We start from the raw sequence: 25,899 nt of genomic DNA on the forward strand, positions 1-25,899 counted from the left end.
ACCACTGTCCACCCGCCAGGCGCCCGCCGTCCTCCCTCCGTCGGGTGAACCTCCTCACCCTCACGGCTGGATGTGAGCCAAGGAACCCTTCTCCAGCGCGACCCACACCGACTCACCGTCAACCACGAGCCCGTGCGGCTCGGACCCTTCCCCCAGGTCGTGGCGGTCAGTGATGTTGCCCTCGGCATCCAATCGAGCGACCGCGCCGGCTCCCCACAGGCTCACCCAACACCCGCCGTCAGCCGCGCCCGCCACCGCGTGCGGCTTGGAGCCGGCCGGCAGCGCGAACTCCTCGATCTTCCCGTCCGCGGTGATCCGGCCGACGCGATCGGCGAGGATCTCGACGAACCAGACCCCACTGATCCCGACCGGACCAGCGGATTCGGTCGGCAGCGGATAGGTCGTCACCGCACCGTCGAGAGTCATCCGCCCGATCGCATTCGCCTGGTTGAGCGTGAACCACAGCTCATCGCCGTACGACGTGATCATCGCCGGAAACGCCCCGCTCGTCCCGATCGGGTACGTCGTCACCTCGCCGTCGACTGTCACGCGCGCAACAGCGTCGGCGCTCATCAACGTGCACCACAACGCGCCATCCGATCCGACACACAACCCGTACGGCGCCCCGGCAACGTCGACCGCCGACACAACCCCGTCGTACCCGATCCGTCCGACCCGGTCGTCACCGTTCCGCGTGAACCACACCGCATCGTCAGGACCGTCGACGATCACGCTCGGGCGGGACTGTGGGGCATCGAGGTCGAACTGCCTCCCGGACGCCGTCGCCACTCGACCCGCATGCACCAGCGTCGTCCACACCTCGCCGCCCGCAATTGCAACGCCATAAGGCCCATCGCCAACCGCATATTCAGTGACTGACATAGATGTTCTCCTTCAACTCGATCATGGTGCCGCGCCAGCGGGACACGAAGCGGCGGTCGTGGCTGACCACGACGAGCGCGCCGGCGTACTGGTCGAGCGACCACTCCAGTTCCTCCACCAGCACGAGCGACAGATGGTTCGTCGGCTCGTCCAGCAGCAGTACGTCGTACGGCGTGGTCAACAACCGCGCCAGCGCCAGCCGTCGGCGTTGTCCGGTCGACAATGCACCGACCTTGGTCTGCAACTGATCCCGACGGAACAGCCCCAAACCCGCCGCACCCGGATGCCGGGCGAGCGCCTGCCGCAACGTCTCCTCCGGTCGCGCCTCGGTCACCTCCTGCTGCAGGTAGCCGATCCGCCCGCTGCGCTCGACGTACCCGGAGGAAGGCTCGAGCGCCCCGACTAGAACGTCCAGGAACGTCGACTTGCCGACTCCGTTGGGTCCGGTGATCAGCACGCGAGCACCAGCTGGTACTTCGAGGGAGATCGGCAACAACCGGTCCTCGACCGCGACGCCGACAGCATCCAGCCCGGCCGGTTCGCCCGTCGTGCGGATGGATGCGGTGAAGCGCAGCGGCTTCGCCGGCACCGGTGGCGGATCTTCCTCCAATCGGCGCAGGCGTTCCTTCGCGTTCCGGATCTTGCTGCGCTCCGCCTCGTTGACGCGCCCGGTCTTCCGGTCGTACGCGACCTTGTTGTTGTCGGTCATCGGCCGTCCGTAGGCGACCCGATCAGCTGTGGTGCGCACGAGGACCCGCGTCGCCGCGACCTCGTCCTCCCACTCCTGCCGGGCCTGCTCGATCCGCGCCCGCTCGGCCGCCTTCTCGGTCAGGTAGCCCTGGAAGCCGTTGCCGTACCGCGTTACCCGATGCGTATCGCCGTCCACCTCGAACAGCGTCGACGCAACCCGCTCCAGGAAAGCGCGGTCGTGCGACACCACAACCGTCGTACCGCGGCGCGACCGCAGATGCTCCTCCAGCCAGATCGCGGCCGATATGTCGAGATGGTTGGTCGGCTCGTCGAGCAGCAGGATCTCCGGCGACGACGCGAGTACGGCGGCCAGGTGCAACCGCGCCAACTCGCCGCCCGACAGCTCCGACAACCGACGATCACCGGGCAGCGTGCTGAGCCCGAGCCCGTACGTCGCACGGGCGAAGCGCGCGTCGGCGTCGTACCCCTCGCGGATCTCGAACACGGTCTGGAGTTCGCCGTACTCATCGAGGACATCGGTGCGGCCGTCGGCAAGCAAGGCTTCGAGTGATCGCATCCGGGACTCGATCCGGCGCAGGTCGGCCAGGGCGTGATCGGCGAGCGCGTTCACGTCGAGGTCGAGCGGCAGCGGGTTGTCCTGCGCGAGGAAACCGATGCTGCCGGCAGCGGTCGCCGTACCGTCCGTCGCCGGTTCGAGGCCGGCCAGGATTCGGAGCAGCGTCGACTTGCCGGAGCCGTTCTCGCCGATCAGGCCGCTGACCTGGCCGGGCGGGAACGCGCAGGTGATCTGGTCGAGCACCAGGCGGTGGTCGTAGGACTTGGTGACATCGTGCAGGGACAGCTGGGTAGACATGAGAATCCTCCTGACTCACGCGGGGTTCGGGGTTGGCGAACGGCGGGTCAGAAGATCACTGAGCTACTCCCTAATGCGACGAATGTTGCGTTAAGATCATGACATGCTGACGACCGATCGCGCAAGCAGGCCGGGTGGACGCACGGCCCGGGTGCGGTCCGAAGTACTCGCGGCCGTCGAGGCAGAGCTCGCAGAGCACGGGTACGACGGACTGACCGTCGATGCGGTCGCCGTACGCTCCGGAGTCCATCGCACGACGGTCTACCGCCGCTGGAAGACCGTCGCCGGCCTGCTCGTCGATCTCCTGCAAGCCGGCGCCGACGACTCCTGGGAGCCTGCCGACACCGGTTCGCTCGAGGGCGACCTGATCGCCGTCAACCGCGAGGTGCATGCCGCGCTGACGGCGCGCCCGTCGGTCACCCAAGCGGTGATCGCAGCCTCCTTCCGTACGTCGGAAGCCGCCGAGGCGCTCACGCAGTTCTGGGTGGATCGCTACGAACGCACGGCGATCGTCGTACGGCGGGCCGTCGAGCGCGGCGAGATCCCGGCCGGCACAGACGCACATCAGCTCCTGCTGACCGCGACCGGTCCGCTGTACCTCCAACTCGTCCTGCTTCGTCGGCCGATGAGTCGCGCGACAGCCGATCATCATGCGCGAGTGGCCGCGGCGTCGGTCGGCTAAATCTCTTTGCGGCGCCCGTTCCGTCCGCCCTACGGTGGAACTTCCCGGCGGACAGGAGTCCCGATGAGCGTCACGATCCAAGCACTGTCCTTCGACGCAAAGAATCCTGCCGGGCTGGCGCGGTTCTGGGCCGGTCTGCTCGACCGGGAAGTCGGTGCGGACGGGACCTCCGTGCTGCCGGACAACGAGCTCGGGTTCGTCCTGCGGTTCCTGCCGACCGAGCTCGACAAGGAACGGCCGAACCAGACCCACTTCGACCTGCCCAGCCAGACGCTGGAAGCGCAACAGGCGATGGTCGACCGGGCGTTGGAGCTCGGCGGGCGGCACATCGACATCGGGCAGTTGCCGGAGGAGGAGCACGTCGTACTGGCGGATCCCGAGGGCAACGAGTTCTGTGTGATCGAGCCCGGGAACAACTTCCTCGCCGGCACCGGGGTCATCGGCGCGCTGTCGTCCGACGGCACGCAGGCCGTCGGGTACTTCTGGAGCAAGGCCCTTGAGTGGCCGCTGGTCTGGGACCAGGACGAGGAGACCGCGATCCAGTCGCCGCAGGGCGGGCCGAAGATCAGCTGGGGCGGACCGCCGGTCAACCCGAAGGCGCCGAAGAACCGGCTGCACCTCGACCTCGTCGCGTCCGGCGATGCCGAGGCCGAGGTCGAGCGGCTGATCACGCTCGGCGCGACCCGGCACGACAGCGGTCAGGCGCACGCGGACGGCGCGGACGGCATCGAGCTGGCCGACCCGGACGGCAACGAGTTCTGCATCCTGACCGGTACGCGAGAGCCCGCCTGAACCAGCCGCGTCTCCGACTAGGGTTTCAGCACGCCTAGTTTGAGGAGACGTTGGTGACTGGACGGTTGGCGAACGAGGTTGTGCTGGTGACGGGGGCCGCGCGCGGGATCGGGCGGGCCGTTGCGGTCAAGGCGGCGGAGGAGGGCGCGGCGGTCGGGCTGATCGACATCCTGGCCGACCAGCTCACCGCCACCACCGCGGAGCTCGCGGAGAGCGGCGCCAAGGTGGCCGCGGCTGTCGGTGACATCACCGACGAGGTGTCGGTCCGGCAGGCGGTCGGAAAGCTGACCGACGACCTCGGCCAACCCGTCACGGTGCTGGTCAACAACGCCGGCAAGAACTCGTACGCCGACCCGGCGAAGATGTCGGTGGCCGAATGGGACGACGTGTTCGACGTCGACCTGAAGGGCGCGTTCCTGATGTCGCGCCAGGTCCTGCCGGCGATGATCGACGGCAAGCACGGCTCGATCGTGAACATCGCCTCGATCCACTCGAAGCTCACGACGGCCGGCATGTTCCCGTACGCCGCGGCGAAGTCGGGCCTGGTCGGCATGACCCGCTCGCTCGCACTGGACGTTGCCCCGCACAACGTTCGGGTGAACGCGGTCAGCCCCGGCTACATCTCCACCGACCTGCTCGAGGAGTTCTTCGACACCATCCCCGGCGAACGCGAGAAGGCGCTCGGCGTCCACCCGCTCGGACGGATCGGTACGCCGGAGAACGTTGCCGAGGTCGTCTGCTTCCTCGCCTCCGGAGCGGCCGCGTTCGTCACCGGCGCCAACTGGGCCGTCGACGGCGGCCTGGGAGTCCGGTACGCCTAACCGGGCGGACCGGGGTTGTAGGCGCAGGCCGAGCTCAGGTCGCCGTCGTCGGGTTTGGGCGTCGTCTTGGGCTGGGTCGCCGTCGAGGGCCTGGTCGTCGTGGTGCGGCGGGGGGTCGTCGGCTTCGGGTTGAGCGCGTTCGCGACGATCTCGCGCATCGCGGCGTAGTTCGGGTTGCGGCCGTTCGGGAAGTTCTTCTTCTTGTCCAGATCGATGTTGGAGATCTTGGCGGTCTTGACCCGTCCGCCGAGGGTGACGAACGGTCCGAGCAGCTTCTCCGGGATGTCGGTGCGGATCAGTTGCTCGCCGGCCGCGGCGATCGCCTGGTAGTTGGCGAGCACGTTCTGCGGGGTGGCGCGTTCGACGAGCGCCTGGATCGTGCAGTGCTGCCGGGCCTGACGGGCCAGGTCGGCGGTCGCGACGCCGTACCGGCCGCGGGCGAACCACAGCGCGTCGGTCCCGTTCAGCTTCCGGTTCGGTCCGGGCTGCAGGTACCGGCTCGGCGGGATCTTCTTGTCGTCGTTGCCGCCGACCGGCACCGGGTAGTTGATGTTCACGGTGATCCCGCCGAGGGCCTCGACCAGCTTCGCGAACCCGGCCAGGTTGATCTGCACGTAGTAGTGGATCTTCAGCCCGAGTGCTTCGCCGACCGAGAGCTTCAGGATGTCCGCGCCCTCGTTGTCCGACGGGCCGATGACGCCGGGGTGCAGCTTGGGGATGTTCCGGTACATGGCGTCCAGGTAGAACTCGGACTGCTCCTTGCGGGGATCGATGCTCGGATCCCAGAAGCCGGTCGGGTAGATCTTGTGCAGCGGCGAGTCGGCGGGGAACGGCATCCGCATGAAGTTCCGGGTCAGCGAGATCAGCGACGTGTTGCCGGTCTTGGTGTCGATGCTCGCGACCATGACGGTGTCCGTCCGCGTGCCCTGACGGTCGTCGCCGTCATCCGCGCCGAGCAGCAGCACGTTCAGCCGGGGCAGCTGAGTCCAGATGTCCTTCGTTGCGGCGATCGTCGGCCTGGTCTGGCTCCTCGACCCCCCGCCGGCGAACACCTTCTTCACCAGGCTCCGCTGGGCCATGAGGGTCTGCGCACCGCTCGCCGTACCGACCGTCATCGCGAAGCAGACCACGCCGACCACGAGCGACCCGGCCAGCCGTGATCCCGGTCCCGCGGTCAACGGCCGGAGCATCTTGTACGACGTGACCAGCACGATGATCCAGGCCAAGGCGATCGCGCCGAGCCCGGCGATCATCCACAGCAGCAGGCCCGGGTTCAGCGCCCACGAGATCACCGCGTCCCGTTTGCGCAGACCGACGTACGCCGCGGCGCCGTACAGCGTGAGGCTCAGGGCGGTCACCACTGCGCCGAGCCGGGGCCGGCGCGCGACCAGGTACGCCGTACCGGGCAACAGGATGCCGACGACGGCGATGACCAGCGCGACGAACGCCGACCGTCGCCGTGGTCTCGCTCTCCGTGCTCGGCTGCTGCGCGACGATCGCTGCGCTCTGCTCGGGGCCATGCCCTCTTCGATTCATTGACTCGGCAAAAAGTTGGCAGGATGGACGTCGTGAACGACATTCAGGTACGACGAGCCGGGATGGATGACGCGGAGTCGTTGGTCCGTTTACGCGGGCTGATGCTGGCTGCGATGGGCAACGACATCGACGGGCCCTGGCAGGCGAGCGCGGTCGAGTGGTTCGCCGGGCAGCTGGCATCACCCGAGACGTTCGCGGCGTACGTCGTCGACGACCCGGACGCCGGTGTCGTTGCAGGGGCCGCGGGCAACGTGTTCGAGCACCCGCCGGGCCCGAACGACCTGACCACGGTTCGCGGTCACCTGTACAACGTCAGCACTGAGCCCGCCTTCCGCCGGCGCGGTCTGGCCCGCGCCTGCGTGGTCGCGCTGATGGACTGGTTCGAGAACGAGACCGGCGTCGGCCAGGTCGAGCTGCACGCGACCGACTACGGCATCGAGCTCTACCGCGACCTCGGCTTCATCGAGGCGAAGTACCCGTCGCTGAGGTTCCGGACCGCGAAGGCGCGGCCGTGAGCTGAGAAGGGTTTCTGGGCACAGTGGCAAGAAGACAGTGAGGACGCGCCCGACCGGGCGCGGTGTGAGGAGCTCACCGGAATGCGCCGCTGGACTGTTGTCAGGACGATCGGGCTCGCGACTGCGGCGGTGGTCGCGGTCGGAGTGCTGTACGAGTTGCCCGCCAGCCCGTTGTCGCGTCACGGTGACCACGTCGTACCGGCCTCGGTCCAGACGACCGCGCCCGCCTTGGAGTCACCCGCCGTCGCGCCACGCCGTACGACAAAGCCCGTGAAGCCGGCGGAGGTGATCGCGTACCCGGTCGCGGGGACGCAGTCGTACGCCGTACTGCCCGCAGCTCCGGCGGTGATCGGGCGGGGCGGCCGGCTGATGAAGTTCCAGATCGCGATCGAGGGCGGGATCACCGGCGTCGACAAGAACGCGTTCGCGCAGTTCGTGCGGACGACGTACGGCGCGCCGCAAGGGTGGGCGTCGCAGGGGAAGTGGCGGTTCCAGCAGGTCGGGCCAGGGGCGACGCCCGACTTCAGGTTGATGCTCGTTACGCCGCAGACGCGGGACGTGATCTGCGGCGGGGGACCGGACCGGTACACGAGCTGCCGGATCGGGGACTCGGTCGTGCTCAACGTTGCGCGGTGGGCGCACGGCGTACCGAACTTCGGTGCGTCGCTGACGACGTACCGGCAATACATGGTGAACCACGAGACCGGCCACCGGCTCGGCAACGGCCACGAGCTGTGCCCGGGGCCGGGCCAGCCAGCCCCGGTCATGCAGCAGCAGACCCTCGGCCTGCACGGATGCACGGCGTACGCCTGGCCGTACCGGAACGGCGCCCGCTACTCCGGCCGGCTAGGTCAGTACGACGACCCCGTGCCTCACAGCTGAATGATCGAGAGCACGTTGCCCGCCGGGTCCTTGAACCAGGCAATCAACGGGCCCTGGCCGCGGTAGATGCCGACCTCGTCCTGTTCGTTGTTGTAGTGCTCGAACGTGACGCCGCGGCCGGTCAGCTCTCGCGCGGTCGCCTCGATGTCCGGGACCGGGAAGTTGAGCACCGTGTACTCCGCGGGCACATGATTGGGCTTCGGATACACCAGGATCGCGGTGCCACCCGCGACCTTCAGCCGCAACATCCCGTTCTCCTCGCCGACGTCGATCCCCAGCGTGTCGGCATAGAACGCCTTCGCCTTCTCGATGTCGTCCACCGAGAACCCACTGAACGCCTTGCTGTCGTGCAACATCTGATGTCCTCCCTTGATCGTCCGACATCAGCTACGTCGAGACCCGAACGGGTATTTCGACACTAGTTGTGGACGACGACCTGCGGGAGTGCGTCGTTGACGGCGGCGGCGACCGAGGCGGACTCCAGGCCGTCGGCGACGGTGTGGAGAAGGCGGACCAGGTGGGCGGCGTCGGTCGGGCCGAGGATGCCGGTGATGACATCGAGGACGCGGACGGTGAGACCGTCGAGCTGCGAGAGCCGGGCCTGACCCATCGACGTGACGGCCAGCGCCGGCGTGGTCCGGACCATGCCGAGCGCCTCGAGGTCGGCGATCGCCAGCTCCGCCTCGCCGGGCGTGATGCCGACCTGCTGGGAAACCTCGTCGGGCGTGGTGCGGCCGTTGGCGACCGCATTCAGCACGAGGGCGGCCGGCATCTTCATCCCGACCGCCTGCTGCAGGCCGAGGATGAGCGGGTGGGCGTGGCCGCGGACGCGCTCCACTGCGTCGAGCAGCCGGAGAGCGTCGCCGATGTCACCGATCAGGTGCTCTGTCTGGACGGCCGCGATCCCCGTTGGCCCAGGCCGGACGGGTGACGGAACGACGCCGCCGATGACCCGCTCCGGCACTACCAGGGCATGTGCCACGACCCGCTCGTCGTCGGATCCTCGTGGCCTGATTCCAGCGTCTTCGATGGTCACGCCTCCAGCGTACGGAGCCGTTCCGACAGCTTCGGCGTGTCTTTCCTGAGGAAACCCTATGAATCTCATGACGTTGCTGGCTTACGCTCCGCCCATGCAGCTGAACGGGAAACGAACCCTGGTGATCGGTGGCGGTGGCGGCGGGATCGGTCGTGCGACGACTGAGGCCTTCGGCAACGAAGGTGCGGCGGTCGTGGTCGCGGACCTCGATCCGGCCCGTGCCGAGGAGGCAGCGGAGGCGGTGCGCGCGAGCGGCGGTACGGCGTACCCGGTGTCGGGTGACGTCCGCTCGATGAGCGATATCGAGGCGATGATCGCGACCGCGGTCGAGAAGCTCGGCGGCCTCGACGTACTCGTCACCGTCGTCGGCGGGCAGGTCGCGTTCGTGCCCGCGGTGAAGCTGCACGAGATGGCCGACGAGGACTGGGACACGATCTACGAGGTCAACCTCCGGTACGTGGCTCGCGCGGTCCGGGCGGCGCTCCGCGTCTTCCTGGACCAGGGCACCGGCGGCACGATCGTCAGCGTCGGATCGGTCACCGGCTTCATGGCGGCTCCCGAGCAAGCGGCGTACGGCGTGATGAAGGCGGGCATCCTCAGCCTGGCCCGGACGGTCGCCGCGGAGTACGCCCGTGACGGCATCCGGATGAACGTCGCCGCGGCCGGCGCGATCGCGACCGCGGTCGCCAATGCGAACGTCGACGCCGAGGTGGTCGAGGAGATCCCGGTCGGGCGGTTCGGCCGGTCCGAGGAGGTGGCGCAGGCGGTGGTCTACCTGGCTTCGGGTGCGTCGTCGTACATCACCGGGCAGCAGATCGTGCTCGACGGCGGCGTCTCGGTACGGGGTCCGTTCGGGTAATCGAACATACCGGCGAAGAAATGGGTTCCGGCCGGTTCCGAAAAAGCTGGGAATTTCTGAATTCGGGCGTGACCTCGGCTCGTCGTACTCCGTTGGATCTGACGTGACGGTGAACACAACACGGCGCACCGACACCGCGCTCGCCCGCGTTTTCCAGGCCGTACAGCCCCCGAAGTAACAGCCAGGAGGACCAGTGACAACCGCCACCGCCATCCAGACGATTGAGCGCCGACGCGTCCGTGTCTGGTTCGGTGAGCACGTCATCGCCGACTACAACGCCGAGCCGGCGTTGGCCGAGCGGTACGCAGACGCCATGAGCCGTCGGTTCGCCGGACTCCGGGTCACCAACGACCCGATGCCTGCCGTCGACAAGCTCCCCGACCCCCTGCCCGGCGAGCGCATGTGGGATGTAGCACCCCGCTGAGAAAAGCATCCGGCGCCTTCTCGTTCCGTATCTCACCAGACAACCCACCCGGAACGTTTGCCCGGTCGAGCACCTCACCTCGATCAACAAGGCACCGGTGATTGGGCGGCAAGCGAGCGTCGGGCGTTCTGCCCCTCGCTTGGCGCCACTTCTCTCATAAGTACTGCTCTTCTGCACAATGCGCCTGAGACAACTGAATAAACCTCATCGTTCGCACCGGATCCCCCAGGTCCGGTGCGAACTTGTTTGTCTCAAAGGTTCGCGTAGTACTCCGGCTTCATCTGGATGAGCTGGACGTAATTACCGTCCGGGTCGATCAAGGTCGCGAACCAGCCGACCCCGCGGTCCTCGGGATGCACCAGCCACTCGACGTCGAGCGTGCGCAGGTGCGCGGCGGCCGCCTCGATGTCCTCGACCCCGAAGTTCACGATGTGCCGGCCCGGCTCGGCGGTCTTCGCGGCGACGTCGTCGCGCTGCTCGATCACGAGTCCGAATCCGCCGAGGTTCAGGTTCCCGTAGCCGTCGACCTCCGCCTGGAAGCCGTCGCGGTACCACGCCTTCAACCGCTCGGCGTCGGTACTGCCGATCAACATGCTGTTCAGAACAGGCTTCGCCACAATCTCTCCCTTTCAACCGACTGTCACGCGGTACGTCGGAGCCGCGGCGCCCCTCTCGACATGACCTGCCCGGCGCGGAGCGTCGTGCCGAGGCGGGGGTGGCGGCCGGCGAGGTGCTGGAGGTCGAGGTGGAGCTGGACACGGCTCCGCGGGAGCTCGAGGTGCCGGAACCGTTGGCCGAGGCGCTTGCACGGGACAGTCGGGCTCAGGCGTTCTGGGAGACGTTGAGTTACAGCAACCGCCAGTGGCACGTGCTGCAGGTGACCTCGGCCAAGACCGACACCACCCGTGAGCGGCGGATCGAGAAGTCGATCGGGATGCTTCGCGACGGACGGGCTCGCTAGCAGTAGGAGCGGCAGCCGTTGTCTGCGCCGTACGTGCGGTGGGTCTTGGCGACGGTGCTGACGGGGGAGAGTTGGCCGCCGTGGTGCCAGCTGTTGAGGAACTGTTGCGGGGCTACCGCGCCGCGGCGGATCCACCACATGTTTGGCTTCGTCGGCCAGCTGATGCCGAAGTGCAGGTGTGGCGGGGTGACTCGGGCGCTACCTGTTTTCCCTGTGTGGGCAAGGGTTTGGCCCGCGCGGACGATCACGCCGGGGCGGATTCCGGGTGCGATGGCTGACAGGTGTGAGCCGTAGTACCTGACTCCGTCTACGCCGACGATCGACACCGAGAGGCCGCCGCGGTCGGGGCCGCGGTTGGTCTTCGGATCCCAGGTGTCTACGCGCGTCACTTCATCAACCCGCCCGTTCACCGGCGCCACGAACAGACAACCGACCTTCGCGAAGATGTCCGAGGCTGGGTAGTCGTGGTGGCTCTGTGAGGCGTCCGCTCGGCAACCACCAACCGGGAACACGTACCGCGGTGTCGGGTGCGAACGCGCTGGGTTGGAAGGCCGAGTTGTTGGCGTAGGACTGTGCGGGAGAGCTGGACTACTTGGTTGTACAGGCTTGCTTGGTTGTGGTGTCGGTGTCGGTGTTGGCGGTGGGTCGGCGGTGGGTTGGGTGCGGCTGAAGACGCCGGCTGCCGATAGCGCGAACAACCCACCGCCGGCGACGACCACCAGCGCTGCGAGAAAGACCGCCCAGAGGCGCCGCGTCACGGATACCAGAAGGCGTTGACTGCTGCGGACGAGTACACGGTTTCACACGGTATCCCGTTCTTGTCCGCGTCCATGCGATCCGGCATGCCGTAGTACCACCAATATCTGACCGCTACCGCGTACGAAGCACCTCGCGCGGCCAGGTCCCGGCAGTACAACCCGGCCGACCAGTACACGACCCCGCTGATCTCGCGACCGTTCCAGTAGGCGGCGACATCGCTGCGCGAGTACACGGTCTCGCACGGAATTCCGTTGCGGTCGGCATCCATCTGGTTCGGCTGCCCGTGCAGTCGCCAGTAGTCGATCGCCGCGACATAGCTGTATCCCTTGGCGTTCAGGTCCCGGCAGAACAACCCCGCCGGCAACGACCGGACATCCCCGACTGCCGGCGCCGAGTTCGACGTCCCCTTCACCGTCGGCTTCGGTACGACGGTCTTCGTGACCACCGGCGCCGAAGCAGCCGGTGCCGAAGCCGCCGCCGACGGCGCGGTATCCGCGGCCCGTGGTGCCGGATCGTCCTTCGTCATCAGCACCACGAGCCAGGTCAGCAGCACCAGGATGACGCCGACCGCCACCCCTCCCAGGGCTGCCAGCGTCGCGTTACCGCGCTCATCCTGCTGGTGACAATGCGTGCGTGTATACGGTTCTCCATTCATGATTCCCCCCGCACGCCATTGAAGCTCCGTCACTCTGCGTTGTCTACAGGTCGGACCGGAATGGTGTTCATCGGGGGAACATCTGGTGGTCATGCGAACGGGTGATGATCGCGCCGAATCCGCCTGGGAGAGGACTGCTGATGGGGCACCCGCACGATCACTCGCATTCGCATGGGCACGACCACGACCACAGCCACGGCCATGATCATCACCATCCGAATTCCGAGCTCGATCTGGCGACCCTGGCCGCGCTCGACGAGTCGGTGCCGGACAGTGATCTGACGCCGGCCGAGGTGTCGCGGCGCGGACTGCTGCGGTCGGCGGGGATTCTCGGAGGTACGGCGGCGCTCGCCGTCAGCGGCGCGCAGTTCGCGGCGGCGACCTCGCCCGCGAAGGACGGCTGGATCTTCCAGCACGGCGACCGGCCCAACGTCTGGCTGGCCGGCGACCACCACATCCACACCCAGCTGAGCTCCGACGGCATGTACCGCGTCATCGACCAGGCGCGCCACGCGACGGCGTACGGACTCGACTGGCTGGTCATCACCGACCACGGCGGCGCCACGCACGCGCGGATCGGCGTCGACCTCGTCAACCCGCAGATCAAGGCGGCCCGCGCCGAGTTGCGCGACACGCTGATCTTCCAGGGGCTCGAGTGGAACATCCCGGCCGCCGAGCACGGCACGATCTTCGTCGCCCCGGGCAGCCGTGAGGTCGACGTACTCAAGCAGTTCGAGAACAACTACGACGGCAGCGTGAAGAACGCGAGCGCGAACTCACCCGCCAACGAGGCGCTCGCAGTCTCCGGCATCCAGTGGCTCGGTCAGCAGGTCGACAAGCGCCGGGTCGCGGACGCGCTGTTCCTTGCGAACCACCCGGCCCGCAACGGCATCGACAGCCCGCACGAGATCCGCAACTGGCGCGACGCCGACCCGCGGATCGCGATCGGCTTCGAGGGCGCGCCCGGTCACCAGGCCGGCGGCCTCCCGAAGGGCATCGGTACGGCGGGCGCCCGCGGCCTGTACGGCAACGCCCCGAACCCGAACTCGTTCCCCGGCTACCCGGCCGAGAGCTACCGCACCTGGGGCGGATTCGACTGGATGACCGCGACCGTCGGCGGTCTCTGGGACAGCCTGCTCGCCGAGGGCAAGCCGTGGTGGATCACCGCGAACTCCGACTCGCACGTGAACTGGAACGAGACCTCCCGCCGTCCGGACGGCTCGTCGCAGGAGCAGTTTGACCGCGACGGCCGGTACATGGACCCGGTCTACGGCAACACGGTCAACTCCACCGCGAGTGACTTCTGGCCGGGTTTCTACAGCCGCACCCACGTCGGCGCGTCCCGCCGTGACTACCTGTCCGTGATGGACGGTCTACGCAACGGTCGTGTCTGGGTGGACCACGGCGCGCTGGTCAAGGGCGTCGAGGTCGAGGTCCGCGAGGTCGGCAAGCGGTACGGCGAACCGCTCGGCGGCGCGCTGATCGTGAAGAAGGGCCGCGCGATCGAGCTCGTCGTACGGATCACCACCCAGACGCTGCCGAACTGGGCGAACTTCGTGCCGGCGCTCAACCGCGTCGACGTCATCCGGGGCTCGGTGACCGGGCCGGTCGGTGACAAGGACACGATCACCGCGCCGAACACCAAGGTCGTCAAGCAGTGGGACACGTCGGGCAAACGCGGTACGTTCGAGCTTGTCCACCCGCTGGGTCGCGCCGACGAGGCGCAGTACGTCCGCGTTCGCGGCACCGACGGGAACCGCAGCCAGCCCGGGTACCTGGGCACGGCTGTGGATCCGGCCGGGCCCAAGCTGGATGTGGTCGGCGACGCGGACCCGTGGGTGGACCTGTGGTTCTACACCAACCCCATTTGGGTGCTGCCCAAGTAAGGAATTCAGTTGTGATCATCGCGATCGATGCCGACAGCATGGACACGGCGGCTGCCGACCACCTGTTGTACGAGCTGATCGACGCCGTGGACCAGCCGGTCGTCGCCCTCACCCATATGGTGTCGGGCGACGACCGTCCGCACGTCGCGGTGTCGCTCACCAGCGCGGCCGACCTCGCGGACCCGATCCGCGAGATAGTTGCCGATCGCAACGTTGGCCTGGCCATCACTCGCGCGGGCGCCTCCGAACCCGAGCTCGCGGGCCCGAGCCGCTTGGTCCGCGGTGCGTACGTCGCCGCGGTCGAGGCAGCCCTCGGTACGTCGGGACGCGTGGTCCGCTGGCCCGGTCACGAGCAGGCGCACGGCGTACTACCTGCCGCCGAACTCTGCACCCGCTGCGGCATCGATCAACTCGAGGGCATCGGCGGCGTACCCGTCGAGGACGACACCTTGGTCGACACCCTCGACTTCCTCCGCCCGGTCCGCCGCGACGGCCGCCTGGTCCTCCAGGTCCAGCCGGCCGCCGGCGACGTCCTGATCCCCTTCGAACTGCAACATCAGCAGAACTGCTGCACCGATCACTGACCGAGGTACCGTCGAGGTATGGGCGGTAAGACTGGGAAGTTCCTTGGTGTGCCGTACGACTGGCGTCCTCTGACGGGGCAGCGGGTCAAATCTCGTTGGTGGAATCCGGACGACCCGCGGTGGTTCACGCCGAAGGCGCTCGGGTGGGGGTACGGCTTCAACTTCGCGCGGCTGTTCGGCCGGCGGGGCAAGGGCTCACCCCCAGGCGAGTGAGTCGCGGAGCACCTCCGGCAGGTCTCCGATCACGCCGAGGCGTTGGGTGCAGCGGGTCAGAGCGACGTACAGGTCGCGGAGGCCGCGCGGCGACTCGATCACGATGCCGTCGGGGTCGACGACGAGGACCGAGTCGAACTCGAGGCCCTTGGCTTCGCGGGCGGTGAGGACTGTTACGCCGGCCAGGCCGTCGACAGCTTCCTGGATCAGCTCGAGGCGGTTCCGGGATGTGATCACGCCGACCTCGCCGTGCGCCGTCTCCTCCGCCGCCATCTTGTAGACGTACAGCGCCTGCTCGGCCGCGGGAACGTCAGCGTGCCACGGCTTCACCCCGGTGGAGCGGACGGATTGCGGCGCCTGCGCCGACGGATCGACCTCCCGCAGTACGTCGTTGGCCAGCTCCATCACCTCCGCGGGCGTGCGGTAGTTCAGCGTCAGCTCGGCCAGCCGCCAGCGATGGTCGAACGTCTCGCCGAGCGCGCTCGCCCACGAAGTCCCGCCACCGATCGAGCTCGTCTGCGCAACATCACCAACCACGGTCATCGACCGCAACGGGCACCGCCGCGCAATCGCCCGCCACGCCATCGGCGACAACTCCTGCGCCTCGTCGACGATGACATGACCGTACGTCCACCGCCGATCCGCCGCGGCCCGATCAGCCAGCGTCCGGTCGTCATCCGCCTCGTACCGCTCGGCCAACGCCTCCGCGTCCAACAGGTCCTTCGCGGTCAGGATCTCCGCCTCGTCGTCCTCGTCCCAGTCGGTCGAACCCGAACCGCTCAGCACGTCCAAAGCCCCTTGTGCATAAGCGACTGCGCGCGCCCGCGCCGCCCGCTCCCGCGCCGCCTCGGTGCCGTCGTCGCCGAGCAGCTCCGCCGCCTCGTCCAGCAGCGGCACGTCGGCCGGCGACCAGTCGTCGCCGTACCTCAACAGATGTTCACGATCCAGCTCCGACAACTGCGGTGCGGCCGACGCCAGCCGGGCCTCGTCGCCGTACAGATCCTCGAGCAGCTTCTGCGGGCTGAGCAACGGCCACAGCTGCTCCAGCAGAGCCTGTACGGCGGGCTCGGCGAGCACCTCCTTGCGCAGCTCGGCCAGGTCGTACTCGTCGAGCAACTGCTCCCCGTCGAGCGGATCGGTGCCGATCAGCTCGGCGTACTGGTTCGTGAGGTAGTCGGTGAACTCGTTGAGGATGAACGGCCGGGCCTGGTTGTGCGTCAGCCCGCGGTTGCGAACCCGGGCGTGCGTCTCCGCGCACACCGACGGGTCGAGCGTGAGCTCGGTCCGCTCCACCGTGACCCGGACCGGCTCGTCCGGGATCCACTGCCGATCGACGACCGCCTTCGCGATCACGTCGGCCATCACCGTCCGCCCCTTCACCTCGGCGCTCTCCGGCGGCTCCGGCCGGGTCGCGTTCAGGCCCGGGTACAGCTCGGCGATCGTGACCAGCCGGACGCCGTCCTCACCGAGCGACGGCAGCACCTGACCGATGAACCGCAGGAACGCCGCATTCGGCCCGACGACGAGAATTCCGCGCTTTTCCAGCTGCTCACGATGTGTGTACAGAAGAAATGCCGCGCGGTGCAGCGCGATCGCGGTCTTTCCGGTGCCGGGACCACCTTGAACGACCAGGATTCCGGGCAGTTCGGAACGGATGATCCGGTCCTGATCGGCCTGGATGGTCTGGACGATCGACTCCATCCGGCCGGTCCGCCGCGCCTCCAGCGCCTTCATCAGCACGGCCTCGCCGATCACGCCGGTGCCGGGCTTCGACGGGTCGGCCGCCTCCCGGCCGAGATCGAGCTGCTCGTCCTGGACGTCGATCACCCGGCGCAACCGGGTCTGGAGGTGCCGGCGGCGTACGACGTCGTGGTTCGCCACCGCGGTCGCGATGTAGAACGGCCGCGCCGCCGGGGCGCGCCAGTCGACCAGCAAGGGCTCGTAGTCCGCGTCGTGCAGGCCGATCCGGCCGATGTGCAGGATCTCGCCGGCGGCGGTGTCGAGGCGGCCGAAGTACAGGCCCTCCTCGGCGGCGTTCAGCCGGGCCTGCCGGAGCTTGAGGTCACGGATGCGTCCGTCGCGCTGGTGCAGTGCCTGCGCGTTGCGGGTGCTGACGAGTTGCTCGTCGTCGGTCCGGGCGTCCGTGCGCTCGCGCTCGCTGTCGAGCGCGGCGTAGAACGTGGTCAGGTGAGCCTGTTCGGCGTCGACCGGATTCGGCAATTCAAACCCCTTGTGTTAAAATACGTCCCGTTGGTTTTCAGGCCGCATTTCGTCGTTCAGGAAATGACACTGCGCGCAGCAGCCACAAATCCTTGAGTTTATCCCTTTCCGGGGTTTTCCTGTAGTGGTGTTCCACTCAATCATCCCGCCGTACCTGCTCGAGCAGCTCGAGCGGTCCGCGAGTGACCCCAGCCTCCGTGCCCGGTACCGGCAGTCGCTGCAGCACGACGCCGTACTGCGAACGCGGCCCGCGGCCGGCCGTGACACCGCGGCCGCAGCACCCGGCGGGAGGCAGCGCCAGGTGTACGACGCGGAGAACGGCACCGACCTGCCCGGCACGCTCGTGCGCGCCGAGGGCGACGACGCGGTCCAGGACCAGGCGGTGAACCAGGCGTACGACGGCACTGGCGCGACCTGGACGCTGTACCACGAGTGCTTCGGGCGGGACTCGATCGACGGCGCCGGGCTGGTGCTGACCTCGACGGTGCACTACGACCGCGGGTACGCGAACGCGTTCTGGGACGGCGCGCAGATGGTGTTCGGCGACGGCGACGGGGAGATCTTCGGGAACTTCACCTCGTCGATCGATGTCACCGGACACGAGTTGACCCACGGCGTCACGCAGTACACGGCGAATCTTGCGTACGAGGGCCAGTCAGGTGCGCTGAACGAGAGCATCTCGGACGTGTTCGGCTCGCTCGCCAAGCAGTACGCGACGGGTCAGAGCGCGGCGGATGCGGACTGGCTGATCGGCGCGGGGCTGTTCCTGCCGGGCGTCCAGGGCGTCGCGCTGCGCTCGATGAAGGCACCCGGCACGGCGTACGACGATCCGCGGCTGGGCAAGGATCCGCAGCCGGCCGACATGTCCGGGTACGTCGACACCCAGGACGACAACGGCGGCGTACACATCAACTCCGGCATCCCGAACCGCGCGTTCTACCTGGTCGCGGCGGAGCTCGGCGGGAACGCGTACGACGACGCCGGCAAGATCTGGTATAGCACGCTGACCTCGGGCAGCCTTGTCGAGTCCAGCAGGTTCAGGGACTTCGCCGAAGCCACGCAGGCCACGGCTCGCGACCTGTTCGGCGACGACTCCACGCAGCTCGCCGCCGTCAGCAAGGCCTGGCAGACCGTCGGCGTCCTCGGCGACCAGACCCGACTCATGAGCGCGGCCCAGACCGAGCTCCAGCCCTCCACCCCGCCCGCGCCGCCGCCGAACGGCGGCTGAGACGGGGTTTGACCTCAAGTCTTGTTGAGGTACTAACGTCCGTCGCGTGACTGTTCATCCGCTGCGGCTCGTCGTGCTGACGCGCAATCTCGACAGCGGACGATTCGGTACGGCGGTCACCCGCTGGTTCGCGCGGGAGGTCGAGCGGGCGGACGAGTTCAAGCTCGACCTGATCGATCTGAGCATGGTGCCGCTGGGCGAGCTGCCGAGGCGGATCGACGACGCGGACGCGGTCGTGATCGTCACGGCGGAGTACAACCACGCGTATCCGGGCGACGTGAAGACGGCGATCGACGCCGTACGGCGGCCTTGGTACGCGAAGCCGGTCGGCTTCGTCGTGTACGGCGGGCGGTCGGGCGGACTGCGCGCGGCCGAACAGCTCAGGCTGGTCTTCGGCGAGTTGCACGCGGTGACGATTCGCGACAGTCTCGGCTTCCGCGAGGAGGACTTCGACGACGGCGAGCCGACGGACCCGACCACGGCGCACGCCGCGGCGACGATGCTCCGGCAGCTCGCGTGGTGGGCTCGATCACTCCGCGACGCGCGGGCAAACACGCCGTACCCGGAATAGGTCGCGGGCGGGGGCGGTTGCCAACAGACGTGAGCGCCGAACCGATGCCCCTGTCCGTGCTCGACCTCTCACCCGTGCCGTCAGGCACGCGGCCGTCGGAGGCGCTGCACGAGACGCTCGAGCTGGCCCGCACCGCGGAGGCGGCCGGCTATTACCGCTACTGGCTGGCGGAGCATCACAACATCCGCAGTGTGGTGAGCACGAGCCCCGAGGTGATGATCGCGGCGGTCGCGGCCGCCACGTCGACCATCCGCGTCGGATCGGGCGGCATCATGCTCCCGAACCACTCCCCGCTGAAGGTCGCCGAGACATTCCGCGTCCTCGGCGGTCTGTACCCGGACCGCATCGACCTCGGCATCGGCCGCGCGCCCGGCACGGACCAGCGCACCGCGCTCGCGCTCCGCCGGAGCCGCGAGGCGCTCGGTGCCGACGACTTCACCGAGCAGTACGCCGAACTCCGCGCATACGTCGAGGGGTTCCCGGCCGGCCACCCGTTCGAGCCGATCAGCGCGCAGCCGGACGACGTACCGCTCCCGCCGGTGTGGATCCTCGGATCCAGCACGTACGGCGGTCAGGCGGCGGCCGCGCTCGGGACCGGGTTCGCGTACGCCGGGCATTTCGGCACGCTCGATCCGGCCGGCGTCATCGCGGCGTACAAGGAGAACTTCCAGCGCTTCGAGAACGACGGCGAGCCGCGGGCGATGCTCGCACTTGCCGCGATCGTCGCCGAGACCGAGGAGCGCGCCCAGGCTCTGGCCCGCGCGAACGCACTCTCGATGCTCCGTCTCCGCTCCGGCCGCCCAGGCCCGCTGCCGTCGCCTGAGGAAGCCGCGGACTACCCGTGGTCCGACGCGGAAGAGGCCGCGGTCGAGGAGTGGGCCGGACTGGTGTCCGTCGGCACGCCTGACCAGGTGGCCGCCGACCTGCTCCGCCGCGCCAACAAGGCCAACGCCGACGAGCTGATCATCACCACGAACATCCACGACCCCGCCGAACGCCGCCGCTCCTTCGAGCTGCTTGCACAGGCCTGGGGACTCAAGCCGCGCTGAGCTCAGCTTCCCCGGATGTGCTCGAAGATCAGGCTGGTCTCCGCGTGGCTGACGGCCGGATCAGCCGTCAGGTGATCTAGCACGAACTCCCGGAGTGCATCCGGGGTGGCTGCACTGACGTGCAGTAGATAGTCGTTCGCTCCGCTGACGTGGAACAGTGAGAGCACGCCCGGCAGCCTCGGGACCTTCGCGCGGAAGCGGTCGATCTCGTCACGCGAGTGCGCGCCGATGCGGATCGCGATCAGCGCCTGCAGCGGCTGACCCAGCGCGCCCAGATCCACGTCGGCATGGAAGCCGCGGATCACCCCACGCTCACGCAGTGACCGCACCCGCGTGAGACACGTCGACGGCGCGATCCCGGTCGCCTCGGCGAGCGCGTTGTTGGCCATCCGCCCGTCGGCGGTCAGCAGTTGCACCAGCTTCCGATCGACCTCGTCGAGGCCACCGGGCGCCGGCCGCGGAGCCGGTCCAGGGCTCCGACGTTCCTTCGGCATGCCCTCACTCTAGAGCCCGTCCACAGAATCCACAGCGTGTGGATGACCCTGTGGACGAATTTTCTTCGGAACTATTGCGCCAATCTCGCAGAAGATTCCAAGCTCACGGGTGAGGAGGCAGCCATGACCCAGCTCGACACCCGTTCGGTCCACGCCGGTCGCGACGACCTGGCCGCGCTCGGCGTCCACGTCCCGCCGATCGACCTGTCCACCACCTATCCGCTCCCCGATGTGAGCGCAGGCGGAGCGTCGTACGACGCGCTCGCCGAGGGCCGCGGTCCGGACGGCGGCAGCCTCGTCTACCAGCGCCTGTGGAACCCGACCGTCGCCCGCTTCGAGGACGCGCTGGCCGAGCTCGAGCACACCGACGGCGCCGTCGCGTTCGGCTCGGGCATGGCCGCGCTCACCGCCTGCCTGCTCGCCAGCGTCGCTGCGGGCCGTCCGCATGTGGTCGCCGTACGACCGCTGTATGGCGGCTCGGACCACTTGTTATCCACAGGTCTCCTGGGGACAACCGTGACTTACACACAGCCGAGTGAAGTCGCCGGAGCGATCCGCCCCGAGACCGGGCTGGTGATCGTCGAGACCCCGGCGAACCCGACGGTGGCCCTCGTCGACATCGCGGCCGTCGCCTCTGCGGCCGGCGACGTACCCGTGCTGGTGGACAACACCTTCGCGACGCCGGTCCTGCAGCAGCCGGCCCGGTACGGGGCGGGCCTGGTGTTGCACTCGGCAACCAAGTACCTCGGCGGTCATGGTGACGTTATGGGTGGCGTCGTCGCGGCCGGCGTGGAGTGGGTCGGCCGGCTCCGGCAGATCCGCGCTGTGACAGGTGGCCTGCTGCATCCGTTGGCGGCGTACGAACTGCACAGGGGACTGCAGACGTTGCCGGTTCGGGTACGGGCGCAGCAGGCGACCGCCATCAAGGTCGCCGACTGGCTGTCCGCGCAGCCGATGGTCGAGCAGGTCTACTATCCGGGCCTCAACGACCCCCAAGGCTTGATCGGACGTCAGCAGTCCGGTCCTGGCGCTGTCCTCGCCTTCACCCTGACCGGCGGATTCGAGGCCGCATCCCGAGTGGCCAACCGTTTGCAGCTCATCACTCACGCCGTGTCCCTGGGCGGTGTGGACACGCTCATCCAGCACCCCGCAGCGCTCACGCATCGCCTGGTGGCTGCCGAGGCGAAGCCGTCGGACGGTCTGCTCCGCCTCAGCCTCGGCCTGGAGGACCCCGAGGACCTGACCGCCGACCTCCAGCAGGCGCTCAACAGGTGAGCAAGAATCTGCTCAGGGCAGATCTTCGTACGGCCGACCTGCTGGAGATGGCACACTCGGGGTAGGACATGAGGCGAGGAGGACCAGACGTGTTGCTACGCCAGGTGATCGGGAACGTCTTCCGCCGCTTGCGGCGCGAGCGGGGGATCACCCTGCGCGAGCTCGCCGAGCTGGCTCAGGTGTCGGTGCCGTACCTGTCCGAGATCGAGCGCGGCCGCAAGGAGCCGTCCTCGGAGATCCTCGCCGCGATCTGCCGCGCGCTCGAGCTGGAGCTGTCCGACCTGCTGGCCGAGGTGCAGTTCGACCTGGCCACCGCCGTACGGTCCACGCTGCCGGTCCGGCTGCAGACCGCCGCGATCCGGGTCGAGGACCGCGCCGCGCACCGGATTCCCTCTGGCCCACGGACGTACTCCGCGACGGCTCAGGCGTTCGCACTGGTCGCCTAGCTGGTGCACTGGTACGAGAACCTGGCCGCAAGGTCCTGGCGTACGTCGCCGGCGCCGGCCGAGGTGTTGTCGTTCCACCAGAGTCTCCCGTCGTACCGTCCGACCCTGCTGACCCCTGTCCCGGCACTCGCCGCCGAGCTGGGGGTCGGTCAGGTGCTGGTGAAGGACGAGTCGCAGCGGCTCGGGCTGCCCGCGTTCAAGGCGCTGGGTGCGTGGTGGGCGATCCACCGTGCGGTGCAGGACTACCCGGGCGCGACTGAGCTGGTCACCGCGACCGACGGCAACCATGGTCGTGCGGTGGCTCGCCGGGCCGCGATGCTCGGGCTGGCGGCGCACGTCTTCGTCCCGGATGTCGTGAGCGATGCCTCCGTGGACGCGATCCGGTCGGAGGGCGCGGGGGTGACCGTCGTACCGGATTCGTACGACGCTGCGGTCGCGGAGGCTGCGTCGTACGCGGGGGAGGATCGGCTGTTGATCCAGGACTCCGCGTGGCCCGGGTACGAGGTCATTCCGCAGTACATCGTGGACGGATATTCGACGCTGTTCCGCGAGATCGACGTAGAGCCTGACCTGGTGGTTGTCCCGATGGGCGTGGGCTCGGCGGCGCAGGCAGCCGTGACCCACTACCGGAGTGGGGCGGTGACTCCAGCCCTCCTCGGCGTCGAGCCGGCCAGCGCGTCCTGCGTCACCACCAGCCTTCTCGCGGGCGAGCTGCTCACGATCCCGACCAGCAAGACCGTCATGGCCGGCCTGAACTGCGGTACGCCGTCGTCGCTGGCGTGGCCCGTTCTGCGGTCAGGCCTGGACTACTCGGTCACGGTCGAGGACGACGCCGCGCTGCAGGCTGTGGATGACCTTCGCGCAGCCGGAATCTCCTCCGGACCGAGCGGCGCGGCGGCCCTCGCCGGCGTGCGCGCGGCACGCGACCGGCTAAATCTGATGGAGGACAGCACGGTTGTGCTGATAAGCACTGAGGCGTGGATACCAACCTGAGCTATGTCGTGCGCTTCCCGGTGGACGACCGTGAGTTGTCCGAGCTGCATGCTGCCGCGTTCGAGAGCGAGCTCGAGGTCAGCGCGTGGGGTGAGCGGTTGGAGCGGTGGGCGCTGACCTGGGTCGGTGCCTTTAGCAACGATCGGCTGGTCGGGTTTGTGCAGGTGTGCTGGGACGGCGGGGCGCACGCGTTCGTGCTTGATACCGCCGTGCATCCCGACCATGGCCGGCGAGGTATCGGCAAGCAGTTGGTGCTGACGGCCGCCGACGAGGCTCGGAACGCCGGGTGTGAATGGCTCCATGTCGACTTTGAGCCGCATCTGAAGGCGTTCTACCTGGATGCGTGCGGCTTCCGGCCGACTGATGCGGGGCTGCTCAAGCTCCGATGACGGTGAGGCGTTCAGTGGAGATGCAGGACGTCAGGCAACGTTCCTTCGCGTCGCCGAGCAGGTCCGCGGTCCACGTGGTGAAGCCGCCGTCGCCAAGCCCTTCGCCGTCGCGATCGATGCCGAGCGCCGTGCCGGCGTAGTACGCCTCGCTCTTGGTCCGCTCGGTGTCCTCGGTGAACGCCACTCCCAGCGCCGGACGGACCGTGTCCTCGATCCGGTCCCGCAACGCAGACTCCTTGAATGCGGTGAAGCTGAGCTCGGCCTTCTCACCCAGTACGTCGTGCCAGAAGCTCAAATGATCGATCAGCAGTTCGGCCTCGGTCCGGCACGAGCCGGTGTCACGCGCGCTCGACACCAGCACGAACAGCTCGAAATGCGCCGACATCCCGGGCCCGTCGAACGGCTGCGCCCGTACCACTCGCTGACAGGTCGCCAGGTGCACCCGCTCCTGCCCGGCACGACGGCGTACGGCGGCCTCGATCGCCAGCTCGTTGGTGGGATCGCTGGCGACCTCCGTACCGCGGATCGTGCTGACCACCTGGTGCTGGTTGATCGTCGCGATCGCGGAGCACGTGCCGAGCGGAGTCACCGGTGACAGCTGGACGCCGTCGAACTTCTCCGGCAATGCAGCCCACAACCGCTGCTGGGTGTTCACCAGCTCGCGCGGATCGATCGTCGACGGGCGCACGAACCGGTCCTGCTGCCAGCGCTGCAACAGCCGAGCCGGCGTCACCTTGCCAGCCCGCTCCCGGGTCACGTCGAGCAGCACCGACTGCAGCTCTGACTGGCTCAATCCGTCCACGAGCGCATCGCGGCTACCCTCCGGCAGCTTCGCCCAGAACCGTTCGCTGACCTGTTCCATCGCCCCACTCTGACGGATATTCCAGCGGTTTCGCGCGCCATTTTCGCGTATCTTCGATGCATGAGACTGCCGAGCCCGCATCTTTGACGCACTGACAAGAGTCTGTTCGCCCGGGTTATTGCCTTCGAGGCGTTCCACGACTTCATCCCGCTCTACCCGCTGTACCAGCTGCTGTTCGCCGATCACGGATTGTCGGCTGCCCAGATCTCGACGCTGTTCGTCATCTGGTCGGCGACCGCGTTCGTCCTCGAGGTGCCGTCGGGCGCCTGGGCGGACACGTATTCCCGGCGCAAACTGCTGATCCTCGGCGCCCTGATCAGCGCAGTCGGGTACGCCGCGTGGATCACGCTCCCCACCTTCGCCGGCTTCGCGCTGGGCTTCGTCCTCTGGGGTATCTCGTCCGCGCTGATCTCCGGCACGTACGAGGCGTTCGTGTACGACGAACTTGCCGCGCGCGACCGGACCGCCGACTATGCGACCGTCCTCGGACGCGCGCGCTCCGCCTCGTTCGTCACGAACCTGGCGGCGACCGCGCTTGCCACACCGCTGTTCGCGCTCGGCGGCTACACGCTGGCCGGCATCGTCAGCATTCTGAGCGGCCTGCTGCAGGCGGTCGTTGCGTGGACGCTCCCCGAAGCGCGAGCCGTCGAGACCGCTCGCGAGGCGGAGGAATCCGGCACCCGAGCGGCCTTCGCCGATTACCTCCGCATGCTCCGATCAGGTGTCACCGAGGTGCTGGTCAGCCGGTCGGTGCGCCGGGCGGTGGCGTTGGTCGCGCTGCTGGGCGGGTTCCTGGCATTCGACGAGTACTTTCCGCTGCTCGCCCGGGAGACCGGTGCGACGACGGGTGTGATCCCGCTGCTGATCGCGGGGACCGTTGCAGCGCAGGCGATCGGCAGCGCGCTCGCGGGACCGGCGTACAAGTTGCCTGCGGCAATCTTTGCGGTGGGACTCGGGGCGACGGCGCTGCTGATCGCGACCGGGGCGTTGAGCGGGTCGGCGTGGGGATTCCTGCCGATCGCGCTCGGCTACGGGCTGATGCAGCTGGTGATCGTGGTGTCGGAGTCGCGGCTGCAGGACGCGATCACCGGCCGGGCGCGGGCGACCGTGACCTCGGTGTCGGGCTTCTTCGCCGAGGTCTTCGCGATCGCGGTGTACGGCGGGTTCGCGCTCGGGTCGCTCTGGTTCACGATGTCGGTGCTGGTCGCGGGGCTGACGATCCCGGTGCTGATCACCGCGTTCGTCGTACCGTTCGCGCTGCCGGATCCGCGTAGTTCGGTGGCCGCCGAAGCGTCCGACACCTAGCCTCACACCATGACCG

30 protein-coding genes are annotated in these 25,899 nt (G+C 68.3%); 19 read left to right on the forward strand and 11 right to left on the reverse strand.

The window, feature by feature from the left end:
* Positions 1-60 precede the first annotated feature (60 nt).
* Both FDA38_RS22325 and FDA38_RS22330 read right to left on the reverse strand, forming a co-directional pair.
* A complete protein-coding gene (locus tag FDA38_RS22325; RefSeq protein ID WP_137256027.1) occupies positions 61-882 on the reverse strand; it encodes a virginiamycin B lyase family protein in 822 nt (273 codons plus the stop codon).
* Positions 869-2,446 carry an ABC-F family ATP-binding cassette domain-containing protein gene (locus FDA38_RS22330; protein WP_137256028.1) on the reverse strand — a complete coding sequence of 526 codons (1,578 nt, stop codon included), beginning with the start codon at positions 2,444-2,446 and terminating at the stop codon, positions 869-871. Before FDA38_RS22330 ends, FDA38_RS22325 begins: the two co-directional genes overlap by 14 nt.
* Before the next feature lie 103 nt (positions 2,447-2,549).
* Here FDA38_RS22330 and FDA38_RS22335 point away from each other — a divergent pair, with 103 nt between their 5' ends.
* The 3 genes from FDA38_RS22335 to FDA38_RS22345 all read left to right on the forward strand — a co-directional run bounded on the left by FDA38_RS22335 (position 2,550) and on the right by FDA38_RS22345 (position 4,741).
* On the forward strand, positions 2,550-3,128 hold the full coding sequence (locus FDA38_RS22335; protein WP_137256029.1) for a TetR/AcrR family transcriptional regulator: 579 nt from the start codon (positions 2,550-2,552) through the stop codon (positions 3,126-3,128).
* Between the two features lie 63 nt (positions 3,129-3,191).
* Positions 3,192-3,920 carry a VOC family protein gene (locus FDA38_RS22340; protein ID WP_137256030.1) on the forward strand — a complete coding sequence of 243 codons (729 nt, stop codon included), beginning with the start codon at positions 3,192-3,194 and terminating at the stop codon, positions 3,918-3,920.
* Between the two features lie 53 nt (positions 3,921-3,973).
* Positions 3,974-4,741 (forward strand): SDR family NAD(P)-dependent oxidoreductase, encoded by a 768-nt coding sequence (locus FDA38_RS22345; RefSeq protein ID WP_137256031.1) that lies wholly within the window; start codon positions 3,974-3,976, stop codon positions 4,739-4,741.
* Here the strand turns inward: FDA38_RS22345 and FDA38_RS22350 are convergent.
* Positions 4,738-6,261: an LCP family glycopolymer transferase gene (locus FDA38_RS22350; protein WP_137256032.1), complete on the reverse strand. Its 1,524-nt coding sequence runs from the start codon at positions 6,259-6,261 to the stop codon at positions 4,738-4,740. The genes FDA38_RS22345 and FDA38_RS22350 overlap by 4 nt on opposite strands.
* A 39-nt stretch (positions 6,262-6,300) precedes the next feature.
* On the opposite strand from FDA38_RS22350, the gene FDA38_RS22355 reads away from it, so the two are divergent.
* Positions 6,301-6,792, forward strand: coding sequence for a GNAT family N-acetyltransferase (locus FDA38_RS22355; protein WP_233714855.1), 492 nt, complete (start codon positions 6,301-6,303; stop codon positions 6,790-6,792).
* An 81-nt stretch (positions 6,793-6,873) separates the two neighbouring features.
* Positions 6,874-7,674, forward strand: coding sequence for a DUF3152 domain-containing protein (locus FDA38_RS22360; RefSeq protein ID WP_137256034.1), 801 nt, complete (start codon positions 6,874-6,876; stop codon positions 7,672-7,674).
* Here the strand turns inward: FDA38_RS22360 and FDA38_RS22365 are convergent.
* Positions 7,665-8,030, reverse strand: a complete 366-nt coding sequence (locus FDA38_RS22365) for a VOC family protein (protein ID WP_137256035.1) — start codon at positions 8,028-8,030, stop codon at positions 7,665-7,667. The two genes, FDA38_RS22360 and FDA38_RS22365, sit on opposite strands and share 10 nt — an antisense overlap.
* 62 nt (positions 8,031-8,092) lie before the next feature.
* Positions 8,093-8,710, reverse strand: coding sequence for a MarR family transcriptional regulator (locus FDA38_RS42325; protein WP_170989834.1), 618 nt, complete (start codon positions 8,708-8,710; stop codon positions 8,093-8,095).
* A gap of 94 nt (positions 8,711-8,804) precedes the next feature.
* On the opposite strand from FDA38_RS42325, the gene FDA38_RS22375 reads away from it, so the two are divergent.
* Both FDA38_RS22375 and FDA38_RS22380 read left to right on the forward strand, forming a co-directional pair.
* On the forward strand, positions 8,805-9,569 hold the full coding sequence (locus FDA38_RS22375) for an SDR family NAD(P)-dependent oxidoreductase (protein WP_137256036.1): 765 nt from the start codon (positions 8,805-8,807) through the stop codon (positions 9,567-9,569).
* A gap of 193 nt (positions 9,570-9,762) precedes the next feature.
* Positions 9,763-9,993, forward strand: coding sequence for a hypothetical protein (locus FDA38_RS22380; protein ID WP_130443046.1), 231 nt, complete (start codon positions 9,763-9,765; stop codon positions 9,991-9,993).
* A gap of 251 nt (positions 9,994-10,244) precedes the next feature.
* Here FDA38_RS22380 and FDA38_RS22385 read toward each other — a convergent pair whose 3' ends face one another.
* On the reverse strand, positions 10,245-10,610 hold the full coding sequence (locus FDA38_RS22385) for a VOC family protein (protein WP_137256037.1): 366 nt from the start codon (positions 10,608-10,610) through the stop codon (positions 10,245-10,247).
* A gap of 98 nt (positions 10,611-10,708) precedes the next feature.
* Here FDA38_RS22385 and FDA38_RS22390 point away from each other — a divergent pair, with 98 nt between their 5' ends.
* Positions 10,709-10,954 carry a YdeI/OmpD-associated family protein gene (locus tag FDA38_RS22390; protein ID WP_202877784.1) on the forward strand — a complete coding sequence of 82 codons (246 nt, stop codon included), beginning with the start codon at positions 10,709-10,711 and terminating at the stop codon, positions 10,952-10,954.
* Here the strand turns inward: FDA38_RS22390 and FDA38_RS22395 are convergent.
* Both FDA38_RS22395 and FDA38_RS22400 read right to left on the reverse strand, forming a co-directional pair.
* Entirely contained in the window at positions 10,951-11,712 is a 762-nt protein-coding gene (locus tag FDA38_RS22395) for a M23 family metallopeptidase (protein ID WP_325053106.1), read from the reverse strand. The two genes, FDA38_RS22390 and FDA38_RS22395, sit on opposite strands and share 4 nt — an antisense overlap.
* Complete coding sequence (locus tag FDA38_RS22400; protein WP_137256040.1) at positions 11,709-12,368, reverse strand: excalibur calcium-binding domain-containing protein; 660 nt, start codon at positions 12,366-12,368, stop codon at positions 11,709-11,711. Before FDA38_RS22400 ends, FDA38_RS22395 begins: the two co-directional genes overlap by 4 nt.
* 140 nt (positions 12,369-12,508) lie before the next feature.
* Here FDA38_RS22400 and FDA38_RS22405 point away from each other — a divergent pair, with 140 nt between their 5' ends.
* The 3 genes from FDA38_RS22405 to FDA38_RS22415 are packed head-to-tail and all read left to right on the forward strand — an operon-like array spanning position 12,509 to position 15,051.
* The gene (locus FDA38_RS22405; protein ID WP_137256041.1) at positions 12,509-14,254 is read left to right on the forward strand and encodes a PHP domain-containing protein; all 1,746 of its coding nucleotides are present in this window, start codon (positions 12,509-12,511) and stop codon (positions 14,252-14,254) included.
* 11 nt (positions 14,255-14,265) lie between these two features.
* Complete coding sequence (locus FDA38_RS22410) at positions 14,266-14,838, forward strand: hypothetical protein (RefSeq protein ID WP_137256042.1); 573 nt, start codon at positions 14,266-14,268, stop codon at positions 14,836-14,838.
* A gap of 18 nt (positions 14,839-14,856) precedes the next feature.
* Positions 14,857-15,051: a DUF5808 domain-containing protein gene (locus FDA38_RS22415; protein ID WP_137256043.1), complete on the forward strand. Its 195-nt coding sequence runs from the start codon at positions 14,857-14,859 to the stop codon at positions 15,049-15,051.
* Here FDA38_RS22415 and FDA38_RS22420 read toward each other — a convergent pair.
* The gene (locus FDA38_RS22420; protein WP_137256044.1) at positions 15,034-17,271 is read right to left on the reverse strand and encodes a HelD family protein; all 2,238 of its coding nucleotides are present in this window, start codon (positions 17,269-17,271) and stop codon (positions 15,034-15,036) included. The genes FDA38_RS22415 and FDA38_RS22420 overlap by 18 nt on opposite strands.
* Positions 17,272-17,398: 127 nt before the next feature.
* Between FDA38_RS22420 and FDA38_RS22425 the strand changes: the two genes are divergently transcribed.
* From FDA38_RS22425 to FDA38_RS22435, 3 genes are read left to right on the forward strand one after another with little or no spacing between them, the layout of a single operon-like run.
* Complete coding sequence (locus FDA38_RS22425) at positions 17,399-18,499, forward strand: M4 family metallopeptidase (protein WP_137256045.1); 1,101 nt, start codon at positions 17,399-17,401, stop codon at positions 18,497-18,499.
* A gap of 46 nt (positions 18,500-18,545) precedes the next feature.
* Positions 18,546-19,070 carry an NADPH-dependent FMN reductase gene (locus FDA38_RS22430; RefSeq protein ID WP_137256046.1) on the forward strand — a complete coding sequence of 175 codons (525 nt, stop codon included), beginning with the start codon at positions 18,546-18,548 and terminating at the stop codon, positions 19,068-19,070.
* Between the two features lie 29 nt (positions 19,071-19,099).
* On the forward strand, positions 19,100-20,119 hold the full coding sequence (locus FDA38_RS22435; RefSeq protein WP_233714856.1) for an LLM class flavin-dependent oxidoreductase: 1,020 nt from the start codon (positions 19,100-19,102) through the stop codon (positions 20,117-20,119).
* Between the two features lie 2 nt (positions 20,120-20,121).
* Here the strand turns inward: FDA38_RS22435 and FDA38_RS22440 are convergent, their stop codons facing one another.
* Complete coding sequence (locus FDA38_RS22440; protein ID WP_137256047.1) at positions 20,122-20,613, reverse strand: Lrp/AsnC family transcriptional regulator; 492 nt, start codon at positions 20,611-20,613, stop codon at positions 20,122-20,124.
* Positions 20,614-20,736: 123 nt separating this feature from the next.
* On the opposite strand from FDA38_RS22440, the gene FDA38_RS22445 reads away from it, so the two are divergent.
* The 4 genes from FDA38_RS22445 to FDA38_RS22460 all read left to right on the forward strand — a co-directional run bounded on the left by FDA38_RS22445 (position 20,737) and on the right by FDA38_RS22460 (position 23,716).
* Positions 20,737-21,888, forward strand: a complete 1,152-nt coding sequence (locus tag FDA38_RS22445) for a trans-sulfuration enzyme family protein (RefSeq protein WP_137256048.1) — start codon at positions 20,737-20,739, stop codon at positions 21,886-21,888.
* 89 nt (positions 21,889-21,977) lie between these two features.
* Entirely contained in the window at positions 21,978-22,334 is a 357-nt protein-coding gene (locus FDA38_RS22450; protein ID WP_137256049.1) for a helix-turn-helix domain-containing protein, read from the forward strand.
* A gap of 3 nt (positions 22,335-22,337) precedes the next feature.
* Positions 22,338-23,327: a pyridoxal-phosphate dependent enzyme gene (locus FDA38_RS22455; RefSeq protein ID WP_233714857.1), complete on the forward strand. Its 990-nt coding sequence runs from the start codon at positions 22,338-22,340 to the stop codon at positions 23,325-23,327.
* Positions 23,312-23,716, forward strand: coding sequence for a GNAT family N-acetyltransferase (locus tag FDA38_RS22460; RefSeq protein ID WP_233714858.1), 405 nt, complete (start codon positions 23,312-23,314; stop codon positions 23,714-23,716). Before FDA38_RS22455 ends, FDA38_RS22460 begins: the two co-directional genes overlap by 16 nt.
* Here FDA38_RS22460 and FDA38_RS22465 read toward each other — a convergent pair.
* Complete coding sequence (locus FDA38_RS22465; protein WP_170989835.1) at positions 23,703-24,578, reverse strand: hypothetical protein; 876 nt, start codon at positions 24,576-24,578, stop codon at positions 23,703-23,705. The genes FDA38_RS22460 and FDA38_RS22465 overlap by 14 nt on opposite strands.
* A 159-nt stretch (positions 24,579-24,737) precedes the next feature.
* On the opposite strand from FDA38_RS22465, the gene FDA38_RS22470 reads away from it, so the two are divergent.
* Positions 24,738-25,883, forward strand: a complete 1,146-nt coding sequence (locus FDA38_RS22470; protein WP_267901764.1) for an MFS transporter — start codon at positions 24,738-24,740, stop codon at positions 25,881-25,883.
* Positions 25,884-25,899 lie beyond the last annotated feature (16 nt).

This window comes from Kribbella jiaozuonensis (genome assembly GCF_005233875.1).
GTDB lineage: Bacteria > Actinomycetota > Actinomycetes > Propionibacteriales > Kribbellaceae > Kribbella > Kribbella jiaozuonensis.